This window comes from Haloechinothrix sp. LS1_15, assembly GCF_033042135.1.
GTDB lineage: Bacteria > Actinomycetota > Actinomycetes > Mycobacteriales > Pseudonocardiaceae > Haloechinothrix.
This window is the reverse complement of the sequence record NZ_WBXM01000001.1, coordinates 396776-415029: the sequence shown is the minus strand read 5'-3', so window position 1 is coordinate 415029 and position 18254 is coordinate 396776. Positions and strand designations below refer to the sequence as shown.

Here is an 18254-nt window from a genome sequence, read left to right as displayed (position 1 = left end):
ATCACCCACCATGAATCCTACTGCGAACCCGGACCCCACCACACGGTTCGACGGCTTGCTCGCCGACGCCACCGCGCTGCGACAACGGACCGTGGCGTTGCGTCGCACCATCCACCGCAACCCCGAGCTCGGCCTGGAACTACCCGATACCCAGCGGGCCGTACTGGCCGAGCTCGACGACCTACCGATGGAGATCACCCGAGGCGAAAACACCAGCGGGATCACTGCCGTGCTGCGCGGCGACGCCGCCGGACCGGCCGTGCTGCTGCGCGGGGACATGGACGCGTTGCCGCTGCAGGAGGAAACCGGGCTGGAGTACGCCTCCGAGCGCGACGGGGTGATGCACGCCTGCGGGCACGACACACATGTCGCGATGCTCGCCACGGCGGCGCGGCTGCTCGCCGCGAGGCGCGACCAGCTCGCCGGCTCGGTCGTGCTGATGTTCCAGCCGGGCGAGGAGGGCCATCACGGGGCGCGATACATGCTCGACGAGGGGGTGCTCGACGCCGCAGGTGAGCCCGTGAGCGAGGCCTTCGCGCTGCACATCCACGGCAACACCACGTCGGGGCTGGTCTTCACCCGGCAGGGGCCGATCCTGGCCGCCGCCGACCAGTTCCACGTTCAGGTGACGGGCAGGGGCGGTCACGGCTCTGCCCCGCACGACGCCTGCGATCCGGTCCCGGCAGCCGCCGAGATGGTCGGTGCGCTACAGACCAACCTCACAAGGAAGGTCAGCGTGTTCGACCCGGCCGTGCTGAGCGTGACCCGCATCGCCGCGGGGACCACGTCGAACATCATCCCGGAACGCGCCGAACTGGAAGGCACCATCCGCACCTTGTCGGCAGGCAACCGTACGGTGGTGCGCGAGATGCTGCACCGCGTCTGCTCCGGAGTGGCCGCCGCGCACGGCTGCGAGGTCGACGTGACCGTCACACCCGGCTACGCGCCGACGGTCAACGCGGCCGCACCGGCCCAGCGCGCACTCGACCTCGCGGCAGGGGTGCTCGGACAGCGCTACAGCGAGGCAGTGGACCAGCCCATCATGGGCGCCGAGGACTTCTCCTACGTGCTCGACCGCGTACCCGGCGCGCTCGCGTTCCTCGGCGCCTGCCCACCCGATCTCGATCCGGCGCACGCGCCGTCGAACCACTCCAACCGGGTCGTGTTCGACGAGGCGGCGCTGCCGCACGGCGCGGCGATGTACGCCGCGTTCGCACTCGACGCACTCCGATAGGGCAGGATGGCCCGCGTGCGAAACGTATGCGTTGTCGGGCTCGGGTTGATCGGCGGCTCGGTGCTACGTGCGGCCTGCCGTGCGGGCCGCACGGCATGGGGCGCGGCCGCCTCGACCGAGGACGTCGCGGCCGCGGCCGCCGAAGGGTTCGAGGTGGGTGAAGACCTCGGGGCGGCGCTGCGCAAGGCGGCAGAGCGGGACGCCCTCGTGGTGCTCGCCGTGCCCCTCACGGCGCTGGATGGTGTCCTGGCCGCGGTGCGGGAGCACGCGCCCCGGTGCCTGCTCACCGACGTCATCAGCGTCAAGCGGCCGGTGGTCGACCGGGTGGCGGAGCTGGCTCCGCAGGCCCGCTACGTCGCCGGTCACCCCATGGCGGGTGCCGCCCGTTCGGGGTGGCACGCCGCGCACGCCGGGCTGTTCGACGGCGCGGTCTGGGTGGTGTGCGTCGAGCGGCACACCAACCTCGAGCTGTGGGCCGAGGTGGCGGGCCTGGCGCTGGAGGCGGGGGCCGAGGTGGTGCCTGCCTCGGCTACCGAGCACGACGCCGCGGTGGCGCGCGTATCTCACCTGCCGCACCTGCTGGCGGCCGTGCTCGCCACAGTCGGAGCCAAGGGCGGGCCGCTGGCGCTGGCGTTGGGCGCGGGATCGTTCACCGACGGCACCCGCGTCGCAGCCAGCAGGCCTGAGTTGACCAGGGCGATGACCGAGGGGAACCGGGAAGCGTTGCTGACCGCGCTGGACGAGGCGCTCGGCCTGCTCGGGGCCGCACGCGGTGCGCTGGCCTCCACCGGGTCGTTGCGCGCCACCATCGAGGCAGGGCACGAGGGCGCCATGGCGTTCAGCGCGGCGCGTTCCGCGGAACGTGCGGGCTTGCGGATCGACCTCACCGCCCCGGACGCCGTCACCGCCCTGCAGGGCCTGGCACAGCAGGGTGGCCGGATCACCGCGGTGGATGGCACCGGCGCCACGGGATCGCTCTGAGGAGGCGAGTCGCGCAGGCCGTGCTCAAGGGACGGCGCTACTGGCCGTCTCTGTAGTCGGCGCCGCGCAGTGCCTCGAACACCGACTCGACACGCTCGCTGACCCCGGCCAGCGCGGGGTTCTCCGGTAGCGGCACCCGTTCGGGCCTGGTGCCCCGGCGTGCGGCCGCGGCGAGCTCGTCCATGGCCCAGGTGAGCCGGGCGATGTCGATCTCCGGCGGCGGCACGTTCGCCTGCGGTGTTTCCCCGGCTTCCCCGGCTTCCTCTCCGGACTCGCGGGAAGCCACCGCCTCGGGGGGCGTGGCTGCCGCGCCGACCGTGCTGCCCTGCTCGGCGTGGACGCACACCTCGGTCACCGCGTCGGCGACGCGCTCCAGCCCCACAGCCACCGACCACAGCAATAGCGCCTGGCGACCTGCCGCCGAGGGCTCCACCAGCACCTGACCGAGCGCCGCGCGCAGGTCCGCCAGCGCGCGGTAGGCCTGCCGCCTGGCGCGCCGCCGCGCGACCCGGTCCGCGTCCGGCCGGGCGTTACGCAACCCGACGTCGATGTAGTCGCGTACCGCCTCGACCGACGCGGCCACTGTGGTGCCCGCACCGGGGCGCAGGCTCCCCGGCCACAGCCAGTATCCGAACACCAGCACCACCGCGCAGCCGAGCAGCGTGTGCGTCAGCCGCTCGGCGAGCAACACCGGCTCGCCGAGGTTCTGCACATCGAGCTGGATGATGATCAACGGCGTCATGCAGGCACTCAGGATGCCGTAGTTGAGCGCCTTGCCGATCGCCACACCACCGGCGAAGATCGCCGCGAGCGCGGCGAGGATCAGCCCGTGCGGGTAGGCGAGCAGCAGGGGCGCTGCCAGCCCGACACCCGCGACGGTACCGATGGCGCGCAGCACCGCCCTGCCGAACACCGATCCCAGTTCGGGTTTGAGCACCAGCGCCACGGTGAGCGGGATCCAGTGCGCATGCCCGAGCGGCATGAGCAGGCTCAGCGCTTCCGCGATCGCCATGCACAGCGCGAGCCGTGCCGACGCGCGCCAGGTCGCGCGGTCGCCGATGGTGCCCAGCCCGCCGCCGGGGCGCTCCGATGACCGCAGCCACCGCCACAACCACCGCCACGGGCTCAGCGGGCGGGGACGCGGTTGCTCGCCGGGGTCACCGAGCCTGGCCAGCCCGGAGTACAGCGCGCTCATCGCGGGCGAGGCGCTTGGGCCCTCGGTTTGTTGCGTGAACCGGGGGAGCTCGGCGTCACCGAGTACGGCCGTGGCGACGTCCATCAGGTGGTCGACGACGGGCCGGGGCGCCCGCCGCCCCCTGGCAACCATCGCCACGGCCGCTTCCACGACCGGGGTCGCCTGGGTCAGCAGCGTCAGCAGTCGCCGGTGGGTGGCGTCCCTGGCCGGTACCCACGCCCTGGCGTGCAGCAGTTGGTCGTACGCGGTGTTCATGGCCACCGTGAGCTGGTGCCGCGCCGCGCGGGCGGTGCGCTCGTCGGTGACCGACAGCAGGACCGCCAGCTCCACGAATACCTGCGCCACCGCCGCGCGTTCCGGGTCGGTGCCGCGCACCACCCAGCCAGCCAGCGTCACCGCGAGCCCCCACGCGCTACCGAGCACGAAGAGCAAGAACAGCGCCGCCCCACTCACTCCCTCCAGGTACTGGCCCGCACCAAGCACCCCGAACACCAACATGAGCATGCCCGCGATAGAGGCGTCCTCGCCCGCGGCGCTGATGTGCACCGACAGCACGGCGAGCAGCACGATCACCGCCGCGGCCAGCACGGGCATGCCCATGGTCAACAGCCCGACGCCGTAGCCAGCCGTCGCCGCGGCCGTGGCGGCGGCCATGCGCAACGCGCGCTGCCGGTACGGTCCGCCGTGCTCGGCGAGTACCACGGGAAGCGCGCCGATCGAAACCAGCACACCGTATTCCGGACGGTCGGCGGTGAATCCCACGGCCAGCGGCAGCGCCAGCGCGAGCGCGGCGCGGGCCGCCCGAGCCCACGGCACCGGGACCGGGCTGCGCCGCAGCAGCTGCACCAGCCACAGCGGGGGACCACGGCGGCGCGAGGTTTGCGCTGGGGGCGTTGCCGGCATGGGGGCATCGTCACACGACACCCGACGTGCCGGTGCCGCGACGCCCCGCCGGGTATACGGCGCGTACGCTGCAACACGAGGCGTGTCGCAGGGAAGCTCGTCACGGGGAGGTGCCCATGGCCGCACGGCGGTTCTCGTACGAGGTCGAACGTACGAGCAGTGCGGATGCCGCGACGCTGTTCGCGATGCTCAGCGACGGTTCTCGCTGGTCGGAGTGGGCTTCGCCGATCGTGCCGAGCTCGACGCTGCTCACCGAGGGCGATCCCGCACCGGGCGGTGTCGGCGCCATCCGCAAGCTCGGCGTCGGCCCGCTCGGCCTGCGCGAGCAGACCGTCGCCTACGAGCAGGACCGGCTACACGGGTACGTGATCACTTCGCCGACGCCGATGCGTGACTACCGGGCGGAGGTCCGGCTGACACCGCGGTCCGACGGCGGGACCGACATTCACTGGAGCGGCGGTTTCGCCGAACTGATCCCCGGAAGCGGCGCGGTGCTCGCCAAGGCACTGGAGTCGATGATCGGCCGGTTGGCGAGCAAGCTGGTCGCAGCCGCCGAGAAGTAGCGCGCAGCAGGCTACCCGCTACCGAGTCCCGCGATCTCGTCAGCTCGCGTCGTCGCGCAGCTGCGGGAAGACGTCGCCGATCAGGTGGGTCAGTTGCCTGCTGAGCACGAGGTGTACCTGCTCCCTCGTCAATGTCTGCTTGGTGATCCATTCCCGGCCCGCGGCCTTGACCATGCCGCCGAAGGCGCGGATCAACGCGCGCAGCTCCTCCCCGTGGGACTCGATGTCGCCTGGACCGACCACCTGCACGACGTACTCCGCGGCCCGCTCGTCAGCCTCGGCCAGGATGCGTTCCACCTCGGGATCGTCGCCGACGCCCTCGGCGCCGATCACCGCGACCCAGGTCTTGCCGTGCGCGCTGATCGCTTCGAGGAGCCAGTCGACCACGGACTCGACCTTCTGCCGCATCGAGCCTTCCGGCCGCGGCAGGTTGTGGTCGGACACCATGACCATGCGCCGCACCACCTCGAGGTAGAGGCCGCGCTTCGAGCCGAAGTAGTGGTTGATCAGACCGCGCGCGACCCCGGCCTCGCGGGCGACGTCGCTGGTGGACACCGCGGCGTACGGCCGCTCGCCGAATAGCCGGATCGCGCACGTCAGGATCTGCTCACGCCGCTCGTCCGGCTCGAGCCTGCGCCACCGTGGAACGGTCTCTGTGCTCATGAACTGCCATTTTGCCTTATGTGGGCGGATGGTCCCCGCCGCGCCATGGCAGCCACCCGGGCACGTCCTTGCTGACCGTCCCGGTGAACTCGGGGGACCTGCGTTCAAGGAAGGACATGATGCCCTCGACCGCATCCGGGCTGGTCGCGCATTCGGCGATCAGCCGCGAGTCGACACGGTGCACCGGATCGGGCGAGTCGAGGGGAGTGAGCCGGAACAGCATCTGGCGGATCACCGCGACCGACACCGGGGCCGTGTTGGCCGCCAGATCCCTGGCCAGTTCGTAAGCCGCGTCGAGAAGCTCGTCGGGCTCGTGCAGCCGGTGCACCAGCCCGGCCGCGGCGGCTTCTTCCGCGCCGAAGACCCTTCCGGAGATCATCCAGTCCATCGCGGCGCCGAGCCCGACCAGCCGGGGAAGGAACCAGGTGGACGCCCCTTCGGGATAGATACCCCTGCGGGAGAACACGAAACCGAACCGTGCGTCGGTGGCGGCCAGCCGGTAGTCGGCGGGCAGGATGATGGTCGACCCGGCACCGACGGCCGCGCCCCGTATCGCGGCGATGACCGGCTTACTGCTGTCGAAGATCCGGCGGGTGCAGCGCCCGGCGGGCTCCTGCCACTCCTGCTGATCCGCGACCTGTCCCGCGTCGTCGGCGGCATTCAGTGAACCGCTCGACAGGTCGGCGCCGACGCAGAAGTCGGATCCCTGGCCGGTGAACACCACGACCCGGACCTCGTCGTCGGCATCGGCGCGGGAGAAGGCATCCGCCAGTTCGTCCGACATCCGGATCGTGTAGCCGTTACGCGCCTCCGGCCGGTTCAGCGCGATCGTCGCGATTCGGTCGGCGACCGAGTAGGAGACCTCCGTGTAGTCCATGGCACAACGATGACGCCGTATTGACATATTGTCAATTATTCGTTGCGGGGTCGTTGCCGGGGCGCATCCCCGCCTGGGCGACAATGCTGAGCTGGCCCGGAAACACAGCCGAGAGGACGGATCACGAGCGTGGCGACACCCTCGATTCATCAGCGGATCGCAGACGAGCTTGGCGTGACCGAACGGCAGGTGGCCGCTGCCGCGGCACTCCTCGACGACGGGGCGACCGTGCCCTTCGTCGCCCGTTACCGCAAGGAAGCCACCGGGTCACTGGACGACACCCAGCTGCGCGCCCTCGACGAGCGGTTGCGCTACCTGCGTGAACTGGAGGACCGCCGCGCCACGATCCTGGAGTCCATCCGGGAGCAGGGCAAGCTTGACGAGGAGCTGGAAGCCCGCATCAACGCGGCCGAGACCAAGGCACGGCTGGAGGACATCTACCTGCCGTACAAGCCGAAGCGGCGCACCAAGGGCCAGATCGCTCGGGAAGCCGGGCTGGAGCCGCTGGCCGATGCGCTGCTGTCCGACCCGGAGCAGGATCCAGAGACCACCGCACAGGCATACGTCGACGCCGAGGCCGGGGTGGCCGAGGCCAAGGCCGCGCTCGACGGCGCCCGCGCGATCCTCGTGGAACGCTTCGCCGAGGACGCCGACCTCATCGGCGCGCTGCGCGAGCGCATGTGGCAGCGAGGGCACCTGGTGGCCAAAGTGCGCGACGGCAAGCAGGAGTCCGGCGCGAAGTTCGCCGACTACTTCGACTACTCGGAGGCGTTCACCCAGCTGCCCTCGCACCGGACGCTGGCGCTGTTCCGCGGTGAGAAGGAGGAGGTCCTCGATCTCATCATGGCGCCGGACGCGCCTGGTGAGGAACCCGAGACCGGCGTGACCGACTACGAGACCGCCATCGCCGCCCGCTTCGGCATCGACGACCGCGGCAGGCCCGCTGACGCGTGGCTCGCGCAGACGGTGCGCTGGACATGGCGCACCAAGATCCTGCTGCACCTGGGTATCGACCTGCGCACGCGGCTACGGCAGGCTGCCGAGGAGGAAGCTGTGCGGGTGTTCGCGGGCAACCTGCGGGACCTGCTGCTGGCGGCGCCGGCTGGCACGCGTACCACCATCGGGCTCGACCCCGGCTACCGCACGGGGGTCAAGGTGGCGGTCGTGGACTCCACCGGCAAGGTCGTCGACACCGGCACGATCTACCCCCACCAGCCGCAAAACCGGTGGGATGAAGCGATCGCGACGTTGGAAGGGCTGGCGCGGGCGCATGCCGCCGAGCTGGTCGCGGTCGGCAACGGCACCGCATCGCGAGAGACCGACCGGCTGGTGACCGAGCTGATCAAGCGGCACCCGGAGCGGGGGCTGACCAAGGCGATGGTCTCCGAAGCGGGCGCCTCGGTGTACTCGGCCTCGTCGGTGGCCGCGGGCGAGCTTGGCGAGCTGGACGTGTCGCTGCGTGGCGCGGTATCGATCGCTCGCAGGCTACAGGACCCGCTTGCCGAGCTGGTCAAGATCGAGCCGAAGTCGATCGGTGTCGGTCAGTACCAGCACGACCTGCCGGAGGCCTCGCTGTCGCGGTCGCTGGATGCCGTGGTGGAGGACTGTGTGAACGCCGTCGGCGTCGACCTCAACACCGCGTCGGTGCCGCTACTCGCCCGGGTGTCGGGTATCGGCACCTCGCTGGCGGAGAACATCGTCGCCCACCGTGACCGGAACGGGCCGTTCCGGTCACGCACCGAACTGACCGACGTGTCCCGGCTCGGCCCAAAGGCCTTCGAGCAGTGCGCGGGCTTCCTGCGCATCTCGGGCGGGGACAACCCGCTCGACGCCTCCAGCGTGCACCCGGAGGCCTACCCGGTGGTGCGACGGATCCTGGATGCGACGGGGGTGGGCATCCGCGAGCTCATCGGTGACGGGACCAAGCTGAACTCGCTCAACCCGAATGACTTCGTCGACGAGCGGTTCGGGCTGCCCACGGTCACCGACATTCTCCGCGAGCTGCACAAGCCGGGACGCGACCCGCGGCCCGCGTTCGCCACGGCGCGTTTCGCCGAGGGCGTCGAGAAGATCACCGACCTCGAACCGGGGATGGTACTCGAAGGGGTGGTCACCAACGTCGCCAAGTTCGGCGCGTTCGTCGACGTCGGTGTCCACCAGGACGGGCTGGTGCACATCTCGGCGATGTCCACCGAGTTCGTCGACGACCCGCGCGATGTCGTGAAATCCGGGGATGTCGTGCGGGTGAAGGTGCTCGATGTGGACGTCGAGCGCAAGCGCATCTCGCTGACGATGCTGCTGGACGAGGGAGCAGGCGGGCAGTCCCGCTCCGGCAAACAAGGCGGCGGCAACCGGAAGGGCAAGCAGGGCCAGCAGTCCAAGCAGGGCCAGCAGGGCCAGCAGGGCCAGCAGGGCAAGGGCGGGCGTGGCAGGCAGGGCAAGCGTCAGGAACAGCCGCAGGGCTCGATGGCCGAGGCGCTACGCAGGGCAGGGCTGGGGTAGTCACCGGACAGGATGCCGCGCGAGCTCCCTGGTGACCGTGTCGACCACGTCGGAGTCGGTGAGCATGCTGCGTTCCGGGATGAGGTTGCGCTCCACGATCTGCACGGCGACGACCTCCTTGTCGACCAGCATCGCCGCGGCAGCGCGACCGTGATCCTCGTGGAACGAGCGCAGGTGCAGCACGGTGAGCTCGCTGAACGACGCGGCTAGGTAGCGCAACGCGCGGATGGTGAACGAGTCGGCGAGTAACCCGACCGGCCGGTCGACCGTGCCCGGTGCCGTCGGGGAGTGCAGTTCGAGCGGAGTGTGGAACCGCGAGTCGACCGCCCGGGTGCGGTCGCGCTCCCCGTCGGGACGCAGCGCATAGTACCGCCCGCGCACCTCGCCGGACTGCCCCATCAACGGCGGCAAATCAGCGGGCACGGACCACTCCGCCGCGGGATCGACCTCCCAGCCGTAACTGATCCCGGGATGCACCGCCTCAGCGAGAGCGGTGGTCATGGCGATCCCGCCCTCGTCCGTCCAATGGGTATCCAGCGGCGGGTAAACCGGCGCCCCACGCCGCTCACCCCAAGCCACGAGGTCACCGCGGAGATCCACGATGTACTCAGAAACCCGCACATGTTCCCAGAACTTCGCGGATACCTCGGTAACGCAGTCCCGGTCCGCGTGCCGCGCAGGCAGGTGTTCCGGGACCATCGTGGCCTTGTCCGGGGCGACGACGAGCACGAACTCACGACCGCTCGCCTCCACTCCCTCCTTGAGCCGGTGCAGCGAGGCGAACGTGTCGGCCAGGTCGTTCGGCACCTCGCAGCGGTTCTCGATCTCCTCGCCGAGGTAGAGCCAGCCGTCGGTACCCTCGACGACCTGTGGCACCGACGGTGGCTCGCCCGCTTGGCCATCGGGCTGGTCCTCCGGCAACGGATCGGTCCCGCCCGGGCCCTCCCCGAGCGCCGGGGGTTCCCGGAACACGCCACGGCTGACAGCGTCGGCCAGCGTGATGGCCTCCTCGCGCAACGGCAGGTGATCGACGGCCCAGGGCGTCAGGCCGGTGAAAAACCCCCAGCCCTCGGTAGGGCTCGGGAACGGTTCGAGGGGCCGGTTCTCGATCTCCGCCGCCCGCGCGCCGAGTACCTGCGCCAGCAGCGGGGTCACGAAGAACACCACGGCGCACACCAGTGCCAACCACTGCCGGCTGCCGTGCCGTGGCCGGTACAGCGCGTGCTGGCGCGGCAACCACGACTCGTGGACGGGCGGTGGCCCGCTGTTCGACCCGCTGCTCACGGACAGTCAGCGTAACGGTCGATGCGGCCGACGCGTGGGCCGAGCGGTTCGGTTCAGTAGCCCACACCGCCGTCGTCGTCTTCGGGCATCTCCTCGATGGGGCTTCCCTCGGGGGTGACAACCCACCAGACGTCGTTGACGCCTTGGCCGTTCAGCTCACCTGGCGCTGCGTCATCGGCGTAGTAGTACAGCGGCCAGTCGTTGTACGTGGCCTGGGTCGTGCCGTCCGGCCGCTCGATGGTGCCGAGCAGGTCCGGATCGACCTCACCAGCCGCCTCGACATCGCCGCCCACGGCGGGCCAGGCCTCGAGGCACTCGTCCACGCACGTGCTCGTGCCCGGCGAGTCCTCGGTGAAAAGGTAGAGCGTACGGCCCTCGGCGTCGGCGAGAATGGTGCCGAGTTCGGAGTCGGTGGTCTGCACGGCGGGACCGTCGACGTCCAGCTCGTCGACGCCGTTGTCCCCGCACGCGCCGAGGGCACCCGCCACCATCAGCGCGGACAGCGCCGACCCGACACGCAGCGTGCCTTGCTTCATCGCTACTTCCTCCTGTCATGAATGTGATGATCAACTGGTTTCGAGTCACAGGCCGAGTGCAGCGAGCAGCACGAGAACCACCGTGGCGACCGCGCCGATGCCGTGACCGGCCACCAGTGCCACGGGGAAGTGACTCTCGGCGGGCTGCCGCGCCGCTGCCGCGTCCCCGCTACCTGTGCCGCTGACGGCGGACGTACGCGCCCGGTAGCCCGGTAGCCAGCGCGCGAACAGGACGAACCCGCCGAGCGCGACCAGCACCAGCGCCGCGAAGGCCAGCCAGGCCCATGCGGCATCACCGAGGATCATGTACACGATCCACAGCACCAGGCCGATCACGGCGAGTCCGACGTGGGCGAACAGCACGGGTACGGAAAACCGGGTGGCGTCCTGCTGTGCCCCGGCACCGCCTCTGGCAAACCAGATGCCCGTCATGATGCCGCCGCCCACGGCCACGGCGATCCACACGATCAATGCTGCAACAGCCATGCGATCACTCCTTGCGAAATCAGGCTTCGTGCCGCCGGGAAGTGCACCGGCACCGCCGGAGCTCTACGATGCATCGGCACATCGCTGATATCCCTGCGCCTGCGTGCGCTCGGCCGCCACCCGCACGCCGTATCGGAAAGCCAACGTTGCGCCCAGATAGCCGACCACGACCAGGACGGCAAGGCCGGCCACGGATAACCCCAGCATCCAGCCGGTCACCGGCTGCGAGGTTCCCGCGACGACGAATCGCAGCGCGAAGCTCACCCCGTAGGTGGCAGTGACCAGCATGGCGAGACTCATGTGCACCACGGCCATCCGGAACACCGGTGTGCCGGTGGGTATGGCCGCCAGGTCGACGACGCCGACCAGCGATGCCGCCACGGCGCCGAGGATCCCGATGCCGATCAGCCACATCGAACCGTGCGCGAGTGCGCCCGGTTCGGCGGTGAACCGGGAGGCGATGTCAAAGATCAGGCTCGCGACCCATGCTCCGATCGGCACCGTGACCAGGATGGGGTGGAACGGATGCCCGTACGGTCCCGCCAGGGCCGCACTCACCGGCCACTTGGCGCGCTCGGCGGGATCCATCTCGCCACCTCCACTGAATTTAACCAACGCTTGTTAGCGATATGATGATAGTAGCGGCGAGAGCGTGGCGTGCCAACCGCGCGCGGCCGACGCATCCGTGACGATCCGGTAGCCTGCTGGAAAGGTAGAGTGTGGTGACCGCATCATCTGACGAGCGCTACGCCGCCGTGGCGGCCCTGACCGACGGCTCGCGACGGGCGCTGTTCGACTACATCTGCCGCGCGGACCACCCCGTCGATCGCGATGAGGCGGCCTCCGCCGTGGGGATCTCCCGCAAGCTGGCGGCCTTCCACCTGGACAAGCTCGTCGAGGTCGGCCTTCTCCGCGCAGCGCGGCAGTCACGGCCGCCACGCCGCACGGTAGGGCGGCCACCCAAGGTCTACGAGCCCGGCGACGCCGAGATCCAGCTGTCCATCCCGCACCGCGAGCACACGCTGCTGGCGGGCATCCTCCTCGACGCGATAGACACCGCCACCGCAGGGGCGAGTCCGCGCGACCACGCGCTGCGTGTGGCTCACGAACACGGAAACGCCATCGGTCAGGCTGAGCGCCGATCCGACCACGGCAATTCCGACGACAGTTCCGTGGCAGGTGAGGCCGCGCTGCGGACCGTCGAGAGCCTCCTCGGACGGTTCGGCTTCGAGCCACAACGCCGGGAACGCGACACGATCTGGTTGCGCAACTGCCCCTTCACGCCGCTGGCGGACAGGTCGGCCGAGCTGGTATGCGGCATCAACCACGCCCTGCTCAGCGGACTCCTCGACGGGCTGGGCATGGACACGATCAGGGCGGTCCTGGCCCCCGAGCCCGGCCATTGCTGTGTACGGTTCGACGCCGTCACACACTCGCCCGGCTGACCCCACGGGATGGGACGCCGAGACGTCCGGCCCCGGTCGCTCCCGCGTACTAGCTCGTTCCGGGCTCCAGATGTGAACAGGCCGTCGTGTCACGGGAAAGTGTGGAACATGTGTTCGATTGCGGTGGTAGGATGGGGGTGTGAGCAGCGGAGTTGTTGTTGATCGTCAGGATCCTGGGGTGGCCGGTGAGGCCGCCGGGATCTGGGCGTTGATGACTTCGGAGGTGGCCTATGCGTGGTCGCCGCAGGACGTGTTGGCTTTCGCCACTGGCGATGGGCAGCTGGATTGGCAGCATCTGGGCACCGATGCGGTGGTGGAGCACATCGCCGCCTGCCAGCGGCTGCTCGCCCAGGTCCAGGCCAGCCAGCTGGCGGCGGTGGCCGAGCTGGCCGCCCGGCGCGGGGATGAGCGCGCCACCGCTGACGAGGTCGCGCTGGAAACGGCGGTGGGCAAGCATGCCGCCGACCGCCAGGTCGACCTGGCGCGCCAGCTGTGCGAGCGGTTTCCGAAACTGCACGCGGCCATGGCGCGCGGCGAGCTGGATGCCACCAAGGCCTCGCGGGTCTGCGACACCGCCGCCGCCCTGCCCGATGAGCAGGCCGGGCAGCTCGACGAGTTCCTCCACACCCGGGTAGCCGGCCGCACCGCCGGGGCGATCCAGCAATCCGCCCGCTACCAGGTCGACCGGCTCGACCCCGACGGCGCGGCCCGCCGCGCCGAACACCGCCGCCGGGACCGCCGGGTCGAACTGCTGCCCGGCGACGACGGCATGGCCGAACTCTGCGCCGACCTACCCGCCGAGATTGCGAGCGCGGCGTATACCCGCATCGACACGCTGGCCCGCGCGTGCCAGACCACCGCCGACGAGCGGACGCTGGACCAGGTGCGCGCCGACGTGCTGGCCGAGCTCCTGCTCGGGCACAACCACTCCGGCCGCCGCATCGACATCCAGGTCACCGTGCCGGCCGACACCCTGCTCGGCACCGCCGACCTGCCCGGCATGCTCGGCGGCTACGGCCCCCTGCCCGCCCCCGTGGTACGGGAGCTGGCCGCCGACCCCACCAGCACCTGGCGACGGCTACTGACCGACCCCGCCAGCGGACACATCATCGACGTCGGCCGCACCCGCTACCGCCCCCCAGCCTCCATGGCCCGCTACGTCCGCACCCGAGACCAGCACTGCCGCTTCCCCGGCTGCCACCGACCCGCACAACACTGCGACTTGGACCACAACACCGCCTGGCAACACGGCGGCACCACCACCGCAGCCGGACTCACCACCCTCTGCCGCCGACACCACCAACTCAAAGACCAACCCGGATGGCACTACCACCACACCCCCACCGGCGACCTCATCATCACCACCCCCAGCCGACGCCACCACACCAGCCAACCCCCACCAGCAGCCGAACCCCAACCCGAACCCTCACCGCCACAACCCCACCCCAACAACGACCCACCACCCTTCTGAGCGGATCACCTCACGGGGGAAGGACTCGATTCACTCCGCCGTCGCGTTTGGACCAGCGGCACCGCGCCGAGCCAGCTCGACGAAGTAGACACCGGGGATCATAGGGAACATGGCGCGGAACTCGTCCGGCGAAGCATCGCTCGGCAGCTCCACGACCTCCATCACGCGACGCACGCCATCCAGGTTCATGAGGTCATGGACCTGATCCTCCGTCAACTTCGCCGAGCTGATGAAACCACCAACCACATCGTCATCTCCGACGGCGTCGTCGTCATGGGCCTCCTGCGGAGAGAGGTTCTTCTCGTACACCACAGGAACCATCTCGCGGAACTCCGCAGGCGAAACATCGATCGGCAACCCCGCAAGCTCCGTGATCCGCCGGACCTCGGCGTCGCGCATCACGTCACGAATTTGCTCGTCAGTCAAGGTGTCGGTTTCGATCTCATCCGGCCTCGGCGCACGGTCGTCACTCCCGTATGCGGCCAACGCCTCCTTAATGTGCAGCAACCGGGCAGCGAGATCGTTCACCTCGGCACCCTGAGCCACCGAGTGCAGGATCCCGTTGTACACCAGATCCCACATCTTGCGATCATGCTGGTAATCCTGTAATCCAAGATCCACAGCACCACCATGCTTGTCGAACAACGCCAGATGAAACCCTGACGTCGCCCCCGTCAGCTCCACCTTGGAAAGCTCGTACAACCGCACCACACGATGGGCCGTTCGCACACCCCACCGATACAGGTGCATCTGAAACCAATCCGGCCCCACCGAATCAACCCGAAACGTAAACGGCGCCGAGATCAAATAAGTGCCAGCCAACACGATCAGCCAGATTTGCCACATCGCCATCCAGCCGAACGGGTCCCCCCAACGAAACAAACCACCCAACGACATCCCAACGACCATGACACCGAAGGCCGAGACAACCATCACCAGCTTGCCTCGGGTGCTCTCCCTATGCCAGGACAGCACCGGCCCCATACCCTTCGGCGGCTTCGGCTTATGCGACAGCCGAAGCTCACGACCCGGATCCTCCTCCGGAGCACGATCCGACCCCCGAAACGCCAACCCCGGAGGCGGCAACGGCTCACCCGTACTCGAATCCGGCCGCGGCGGCAAACTCGCCAACGGGTCACGCTCCTGCCCAGCGGTCATAGGCTCTTCCCGAAATCACGCGGATACCGTGAGGCCTCGTCGTAATGCTCCATCGGCTCGAAGTACTCATCGGCAGCGCTGGGGATGAACGAATCCAACACACGGTCGGCGCCGATTCCGCCGGCGATACCGCCACCGACGAGGCCGACGAGGGCACCCTTCCAGCCGAACCGCCAGCCCAACTTCGCACCTTCCTTGCCCACAGCCCACGAACTCGCCAGGATACCCCCGGAACGCGCCCCAGCTTGAGTCCACGTCTGCTCGCCCTTGGCTGCCCCTATCGCTTCGTTTCCCATCACGCTCAGGCTCGCTGCGTACGGCAAGCCCTTGAGTACCGAAGCTGCGCGACCACTCCCCGGTGGGTGTTGAGACTTGCCCGGGTAGTGCGCAATGGACTTGACTGCGCCTTCAGGCAGCTTCTCGGTCAACCTGCCGAATTCCTGGACCCGCTGACGCAGCGCGGCCTCGCCGGGGCCTGCCTTCGAGGCCGAACGATTCATCAGTCCGCGGTCGCCTTCGGTCATGCTCGTCATGGTCCCTGCCGCGAACTTCTGGTAGACGTTCGCGTTGCTGCGCAGGTTTTCGAGTTTCGTCAGCGCCGCGTGGCGTTCGTTCTCCACGCTCGCGATCGAGTTGAGCACGGTGGCGGCGGTGGTCAGCCCGAGCTGCCACCCGTCGATGTCGAAGTCATCCGGTGCGGCGAGCACGGACCGCAGCTCGTCGTGCGCCCCGTCCTCCTTCCGTCTGGCGTCCCTCACGATCTCCTGGCACTCGTTGAATACATCAACCTCGCGGTTGACGGCACGAACCACCTCGTTGTATGCCGCTGCCTTGTCGGCGAACTGCGGATCGCCACGTTCCGGCGGCTCGCCCGGCCCTTCCGGTGGGTGGATGTACGGCCCTTCGACCCGCAGGCCGCCGTCGGTAGCGATCTGCCGGGCTTCTTGCATCCGATCGATGACCTTGTCAAGCGCGTCGGCGAAGTCCCGCAGCGCGTTCTCGTACTGCCGCGCGGTGTAGTCGAGGTTGTCGATCTCCCGGCCCACACCCCGCAGCGAATCGGAAAACGCATCGTGGGCGGGGCCTTCCCAGCCAGATTCGGCCACGCCGGTGGCACGGTAGTACCAGCCGCCCGTGGCTTCGGCCTGCCCGGCGAGCTCCGCGAGCCAGTCCGCGGCCTCGCGGCAGGTTCCGGAGGAACCGTTGACGGTGAGGTTCAACGGCATCGCCATCGTGGATCACCCTCCCATCCGGCCCGGCGCGTTCTGCCAGCGATCCTCGCCGTCATCGCTGTCCCACTGCGCGGATTCCTGCTCGGCCAGTTCCGGTGCGGGTGCCCTACCGTCACGGTTCGGGCCGCGCTCCTCGATCGGGGCCTGCTCCAGCGGCGAGTCCCGCTCGGCTTCGATCCGTGCCTGAGTATTCATTCTGGGATTGCGAGCAGGCTCCTCGGGAGCGAGCTCCTCGTACCGCAGCTTGCCCTCGTGGGTGTTCTCGATCTCGGCGTACGACCCCTCGGCAGCGTCCACCTGGTCAGCCGTGTTGTCCATGTGCTGGGCCAGCACGATCCCGACCTGCTGAAGCCGGGCGAGAGCGTCGGCCACGATGTCCGAGGACATCCCGGCATCCACGGCCGACACCTCCACACCGGTCGCCCGGTCCAGGGTGTCGGCGGCCAGCCGCAACCTATCCCTGGTTAACCGCAGCGCATGCTCCTCGGCGCTGAACCCATCTCCTGCCACCGCAGCGCTCCCTCCGCGACGTCAGCACAACCCACAACTCGGTCCTTACGGGGCACCCGTATGCCGGGCATGCTCCGCGAGCACCGGCTCGTACGCGATCTCGACAGCGCCGGACTCCCGCGCGACGTCCTCCATCTCGGCCACGTCGATCGCCACCGCCGCCTGGTACGGCCCGCACGCCTCCTGCAACGCATCCAGCGAGGAGTACACGCAGAGCAACGGCTCATCCGGCCGCTGGGCGTGCAGCTCGACCTCCACCTGCCGGTCGCCCCGGCGCGGCGGGCGCGCCGGTACCCACACTCTCCCCTCGGCTGGTACTTCCGGCCAGTGCGCGAGCTCGGGCACCTCACGTGGATCCGGTTCCGGGTAGCGATGCCCCTCGGGCAGCCATACGTCCAGTGCCACCACGACGGTGCGACGCAACCGCTCCAACACCGGTTCCAGCTCGGCCGCGTGCAGCTGCGCGTACGGTTGCCCGACCCCGCAGGAGGTGACCAGCGATGCGTAGCTGGTGAACGCCACCACCAGGCATTCGTTGCGCTGTGTATCGCGCAGCTCCAGCTCACCCTCCGGCGTCGTCAGCACGAACAGCTCGCCGAGCTGGCAACGCCCCAGGTCATCGAGCAGGATCAGCTCAGCCTGAGCGAGCGATCGCAATGTGGCACCAGCATCCATGTACAGCTCCCCCTCGGTTCCCGCTCCCCATCAGTCGACGTCGCGCGTCACGAGCGAAACACACACGACCACCCAAGGCAACCGATGCTCTGGTCACCGGCAAGCGTGCTGCTGGCGCACCATCCTTCGGGAAGTCGGATAATCCGACAGTAAGAGTGTTGCACTCTCCGACTTTAGGACATACGCTGGTCGTAGGCGTTTCCGATGATTACGGGAGGCGCGCGGGAGGTAGCGGCGATGTCAACACACCCCCAGCGTCGACGGGCGACGGTACGGAAGAAGGGGCAGATCACCCTGCCGCCTGAGGTGCGGGCCGCGCTCTACGTCGACGAAGGCGACGAAGTGGAGTTCACCATGTCCGAGTCAGGCGAGGTCCTCCTGCGCGGCCTGACCACCATCCCGGCGGATCAGCGGTGGTTCTGGACCGAGGAGTGGCAGGCAGGCGAGCGGGAAGCGAGCGCCGAGATCGCGGCGGGCTCGATGGAGGTTCACGAGGATATCGAGACCATGCTCGACGACCTCGCGCGCTGAGCCGCGGA

18 protein-coding genes are annotated in these 18254 nt (G+C 69.3%); 7 read left to right on the top strand and 11 right to left on the bottom strand.

Going from position 1 to position 18254, the window contains the following annotated elements; translation table 11 throughout:
* Positions 1-10: 10 nt before the first annotated feature.
* A complete protein-coding gene (locus F8178_RS01980; RefSeq protein WP_317492844.1) occupies positions 11-1234 on the top strand; it encodes a M20 family metallopeptidase in 1224 nt (407 codons plus the stop codon).
* Between the two features lie 6 nt (positions 1235-1240).
* Positions 1241-2215, top strand: a complete 975-nt coding sequence (locus F8178_RS01975) for a prephenate dehydrogenase (RefSeq protein WP_317492843.1) — start codon at positions 1241-1243, stop codon at positions 2213-2215.
* Between the two features lie 37 nt (positions 2216-2252).
* Here F8178_RS01975 and F8178_RS01970 read toward each other — a convergent pair whose 3' ends face one another.
* On the bottom strand, positions 2253-4313 hold the full coding sequence (locus F8178_RS01970; RefSeq protein ID WP_317492842.1) for an FUSC family protein: 2061 nt from the start codon (positions 4311-4313) through the stop codon (positions 2253-2255).
* 116 nt (positions 4314-4429) lie between these two features.
* On the opposite strand from F8178_RS01970, the gene F8178_RS01965 reads away from it, so the two are divergent.
* Entirely contained in the window at positions 4430-4876 is a 447-nt protein-coding gene (locus tag F8178_RS01965) for an SRPBCC family protein (protein WP_317492841.1), read from the top strand.
* A 39-nt stretch (positions 4877-4915) separates the two neighbouring features.
* Here the strand turns inward: F8178_RS01965 and F8178_RS01960 are convergent, their stop codons facing one another.
* Both F8178_RS01960 and F8178_RS01955 read right to left on the bottom strand, forming a co-directional pair.
* A complete protein-coding gene (locus tag F8178_RS01960) occupies positions 4916-5539 on the bottom strand; it encodes a helix-turn-helix domain-containing protein (RefSeq protein WP_317492840.1) in 624 nt (207 codons plus the stop codon).
* A gap of 16 nt (positions 5540-5555) precedes the next feature.
* Positions 5556-6416 (bottom strand): enoyl-CoA hydratase-related protein, encoded by an 861-nt coding sequence (locus F8178_RS01955; RefSeq protein WP_317492839.1) that lies wholly within the window; start codon positions 6414-6416, stop codon positions 5556-5558.
* A gap of 129 nt (positions 6417-6545) precedes the next feature.
* Here F8178_RS01955 and F8178_RS01950 point away from each other — a divergent pair, with 129 nt between their 5' ends.
* Positions 6546-8918 carry a Tex family protein gene (locus F8178_RS01950; protein WP_317492838.1) on the top strand — a complete coding sequence of 791 codons (2373 nt, stop codon included), beginning with the start codon at positions 6546-6548 and terminating at the stop codon, positions 8916-8918.
* On the opposite strand, the gene F8178_RS01945 is transcribed toward F8178_RS01950, so the two are convergent.
* The 4 genes from F8178_RS01945 to F8178_RS01930 form a co-directional block, all read right to left on the bottom strand.
* Positions 8919-10202: an alginate O-acetyltransferase AlgX-related protein gene (locus F8178_RS01945; RefSeq protein WP_317492837.1), complete on the bottom strand. Its 1284-nt coding sequence runs from the start codon at positions 10200-10202 to the stop codon at positions 8919-8921.
* Positions 10203-10255: 53 nt separating this feature from the next.
* On the bottom strand, positions 10256-10738 hold the full coding sequence (locus tag F8178_RS01940; RefSeq protein WP_317492836.1) for a hypothetical protein: 483 nt from the start codon (positions 10736-10738) through the stop codon (positions 10256-10258).
* Between the two features lie 45 nt (positions 10739-10783).
* Entirely contained in the window at positions 10784-11224 is a 441-nt protein-coding gene (locus F8178_RS01935) for a hypothetical protein (RefSeq protein WP_317492835.1), read from the bottom strand.
* A 63-nt stretch (positions 11225-11287) separates the two neighbouring features.
* Positions 11288-11812 carry a DUF2231 domain-containing protein gene (locus F8178_RS01930; protein ID WP_317492834.1) on the bottom strand — a complete coding sequence of 175 codons (525 nt, stop codon included), beginning with the start codon at positions 11810-11812 and terminating at the stop codon, positions 11288-11290.
* Positions 11813-11946: 134 nt separating this feature from the next.
* On the opposite strand from F8178_RS01930, the gene F8178_RS01925 reads away from it, so the two are divergent.
* Positions 11947-12669, top strand: coding sequence for a transcriptional regulator (locus F8178_RS01925; protein WP_317492833.1), 723 nt, complete (start codon positions 11947-11949; stop codon positions 12667-12669).
* A 139-nt stretch (positions 12670-12808) separates the two neighbouring features.
* The gene (locus F8178_RS01920) at positions 12809-14140 is read left to right on the top strand and encodes a DUF222 domain-containing protein (protein WP_317492832.1); all 1332 of its coding nucleotides are present in this window, start codon (positions 12809-12811) and stop codon (positions 14138-14140) included.
* Positions 14141-14170: 30 nt separating this feature from the next.
* On the opposite strand, the gene F8178_RS01915 is transcribed toward F8178_RS01920, so the two are convergent.
* The 4 genes from F8178_RS01915 to F8178_RS01900 form a co-directional block, all read right to left on the bottom strand.
* Entirely contained in the window at positions 14171-15115 is a 945-nt protein-coding gene (locus tag F8178_RS01915) for a hypothetical protein (protein WP_317492831.1), read from the bottom strand.
* A gap of 179 nt (positions 15116-15294) precedes the next feature.
* On the bottom strand, positions 15295-16530 hold the full coding sequence (locus F8178_RS01910) for a hypothetical protein (RefSeq protein WP_317492830.1): 1236 nt from the start codon (positions 16528-16530) through the stop codon (positions 15295-15297).
* Positions 16531-16536: 6 nt separating this feature from the next.
* Positions 16537-17040 carry a hypothetical protein gene (locus F8178_RS01905; protein ID WP_317492829.1) on the bottom strand — a complete coding sequence of 168 codons (504 nt, stop codon included), beginning with the start codon at positions 17038-17040 and terminating at the stop codon, positions 16537-16539.
* A gap of 45 nt (positions 17041-17085) precedes the next feature.
* A complete protein-coding gene (locus F8178_RS01900; RefSeq protein ID WP_317492828.1) occupies positions 17086-17715 on the bottom strand; it encodes an SAV_915 family protein in 630 nt (209 codons plus the stop codon).
* A 237-nt stretch (positions 17716-17952) separates the two neighbouring features.
* On the opposite strand from F8178_RS01900, the gene F8178_RS01895 reads away from it, so the two are divergent.
* Positions 17953-18246: an AbrB/MazE/SpoVT family DNA-binding domain-containing protein gene (locus F8178_RS01895; protein ID WP_317492827.1), complete on the top strand. Its 294-nt coding sequence runs from the start codon at positions 17953-17955 to the stop codon at positions 18244-18246.
* Positions 18247-18254: the final 8 nt, after the last annotated feature.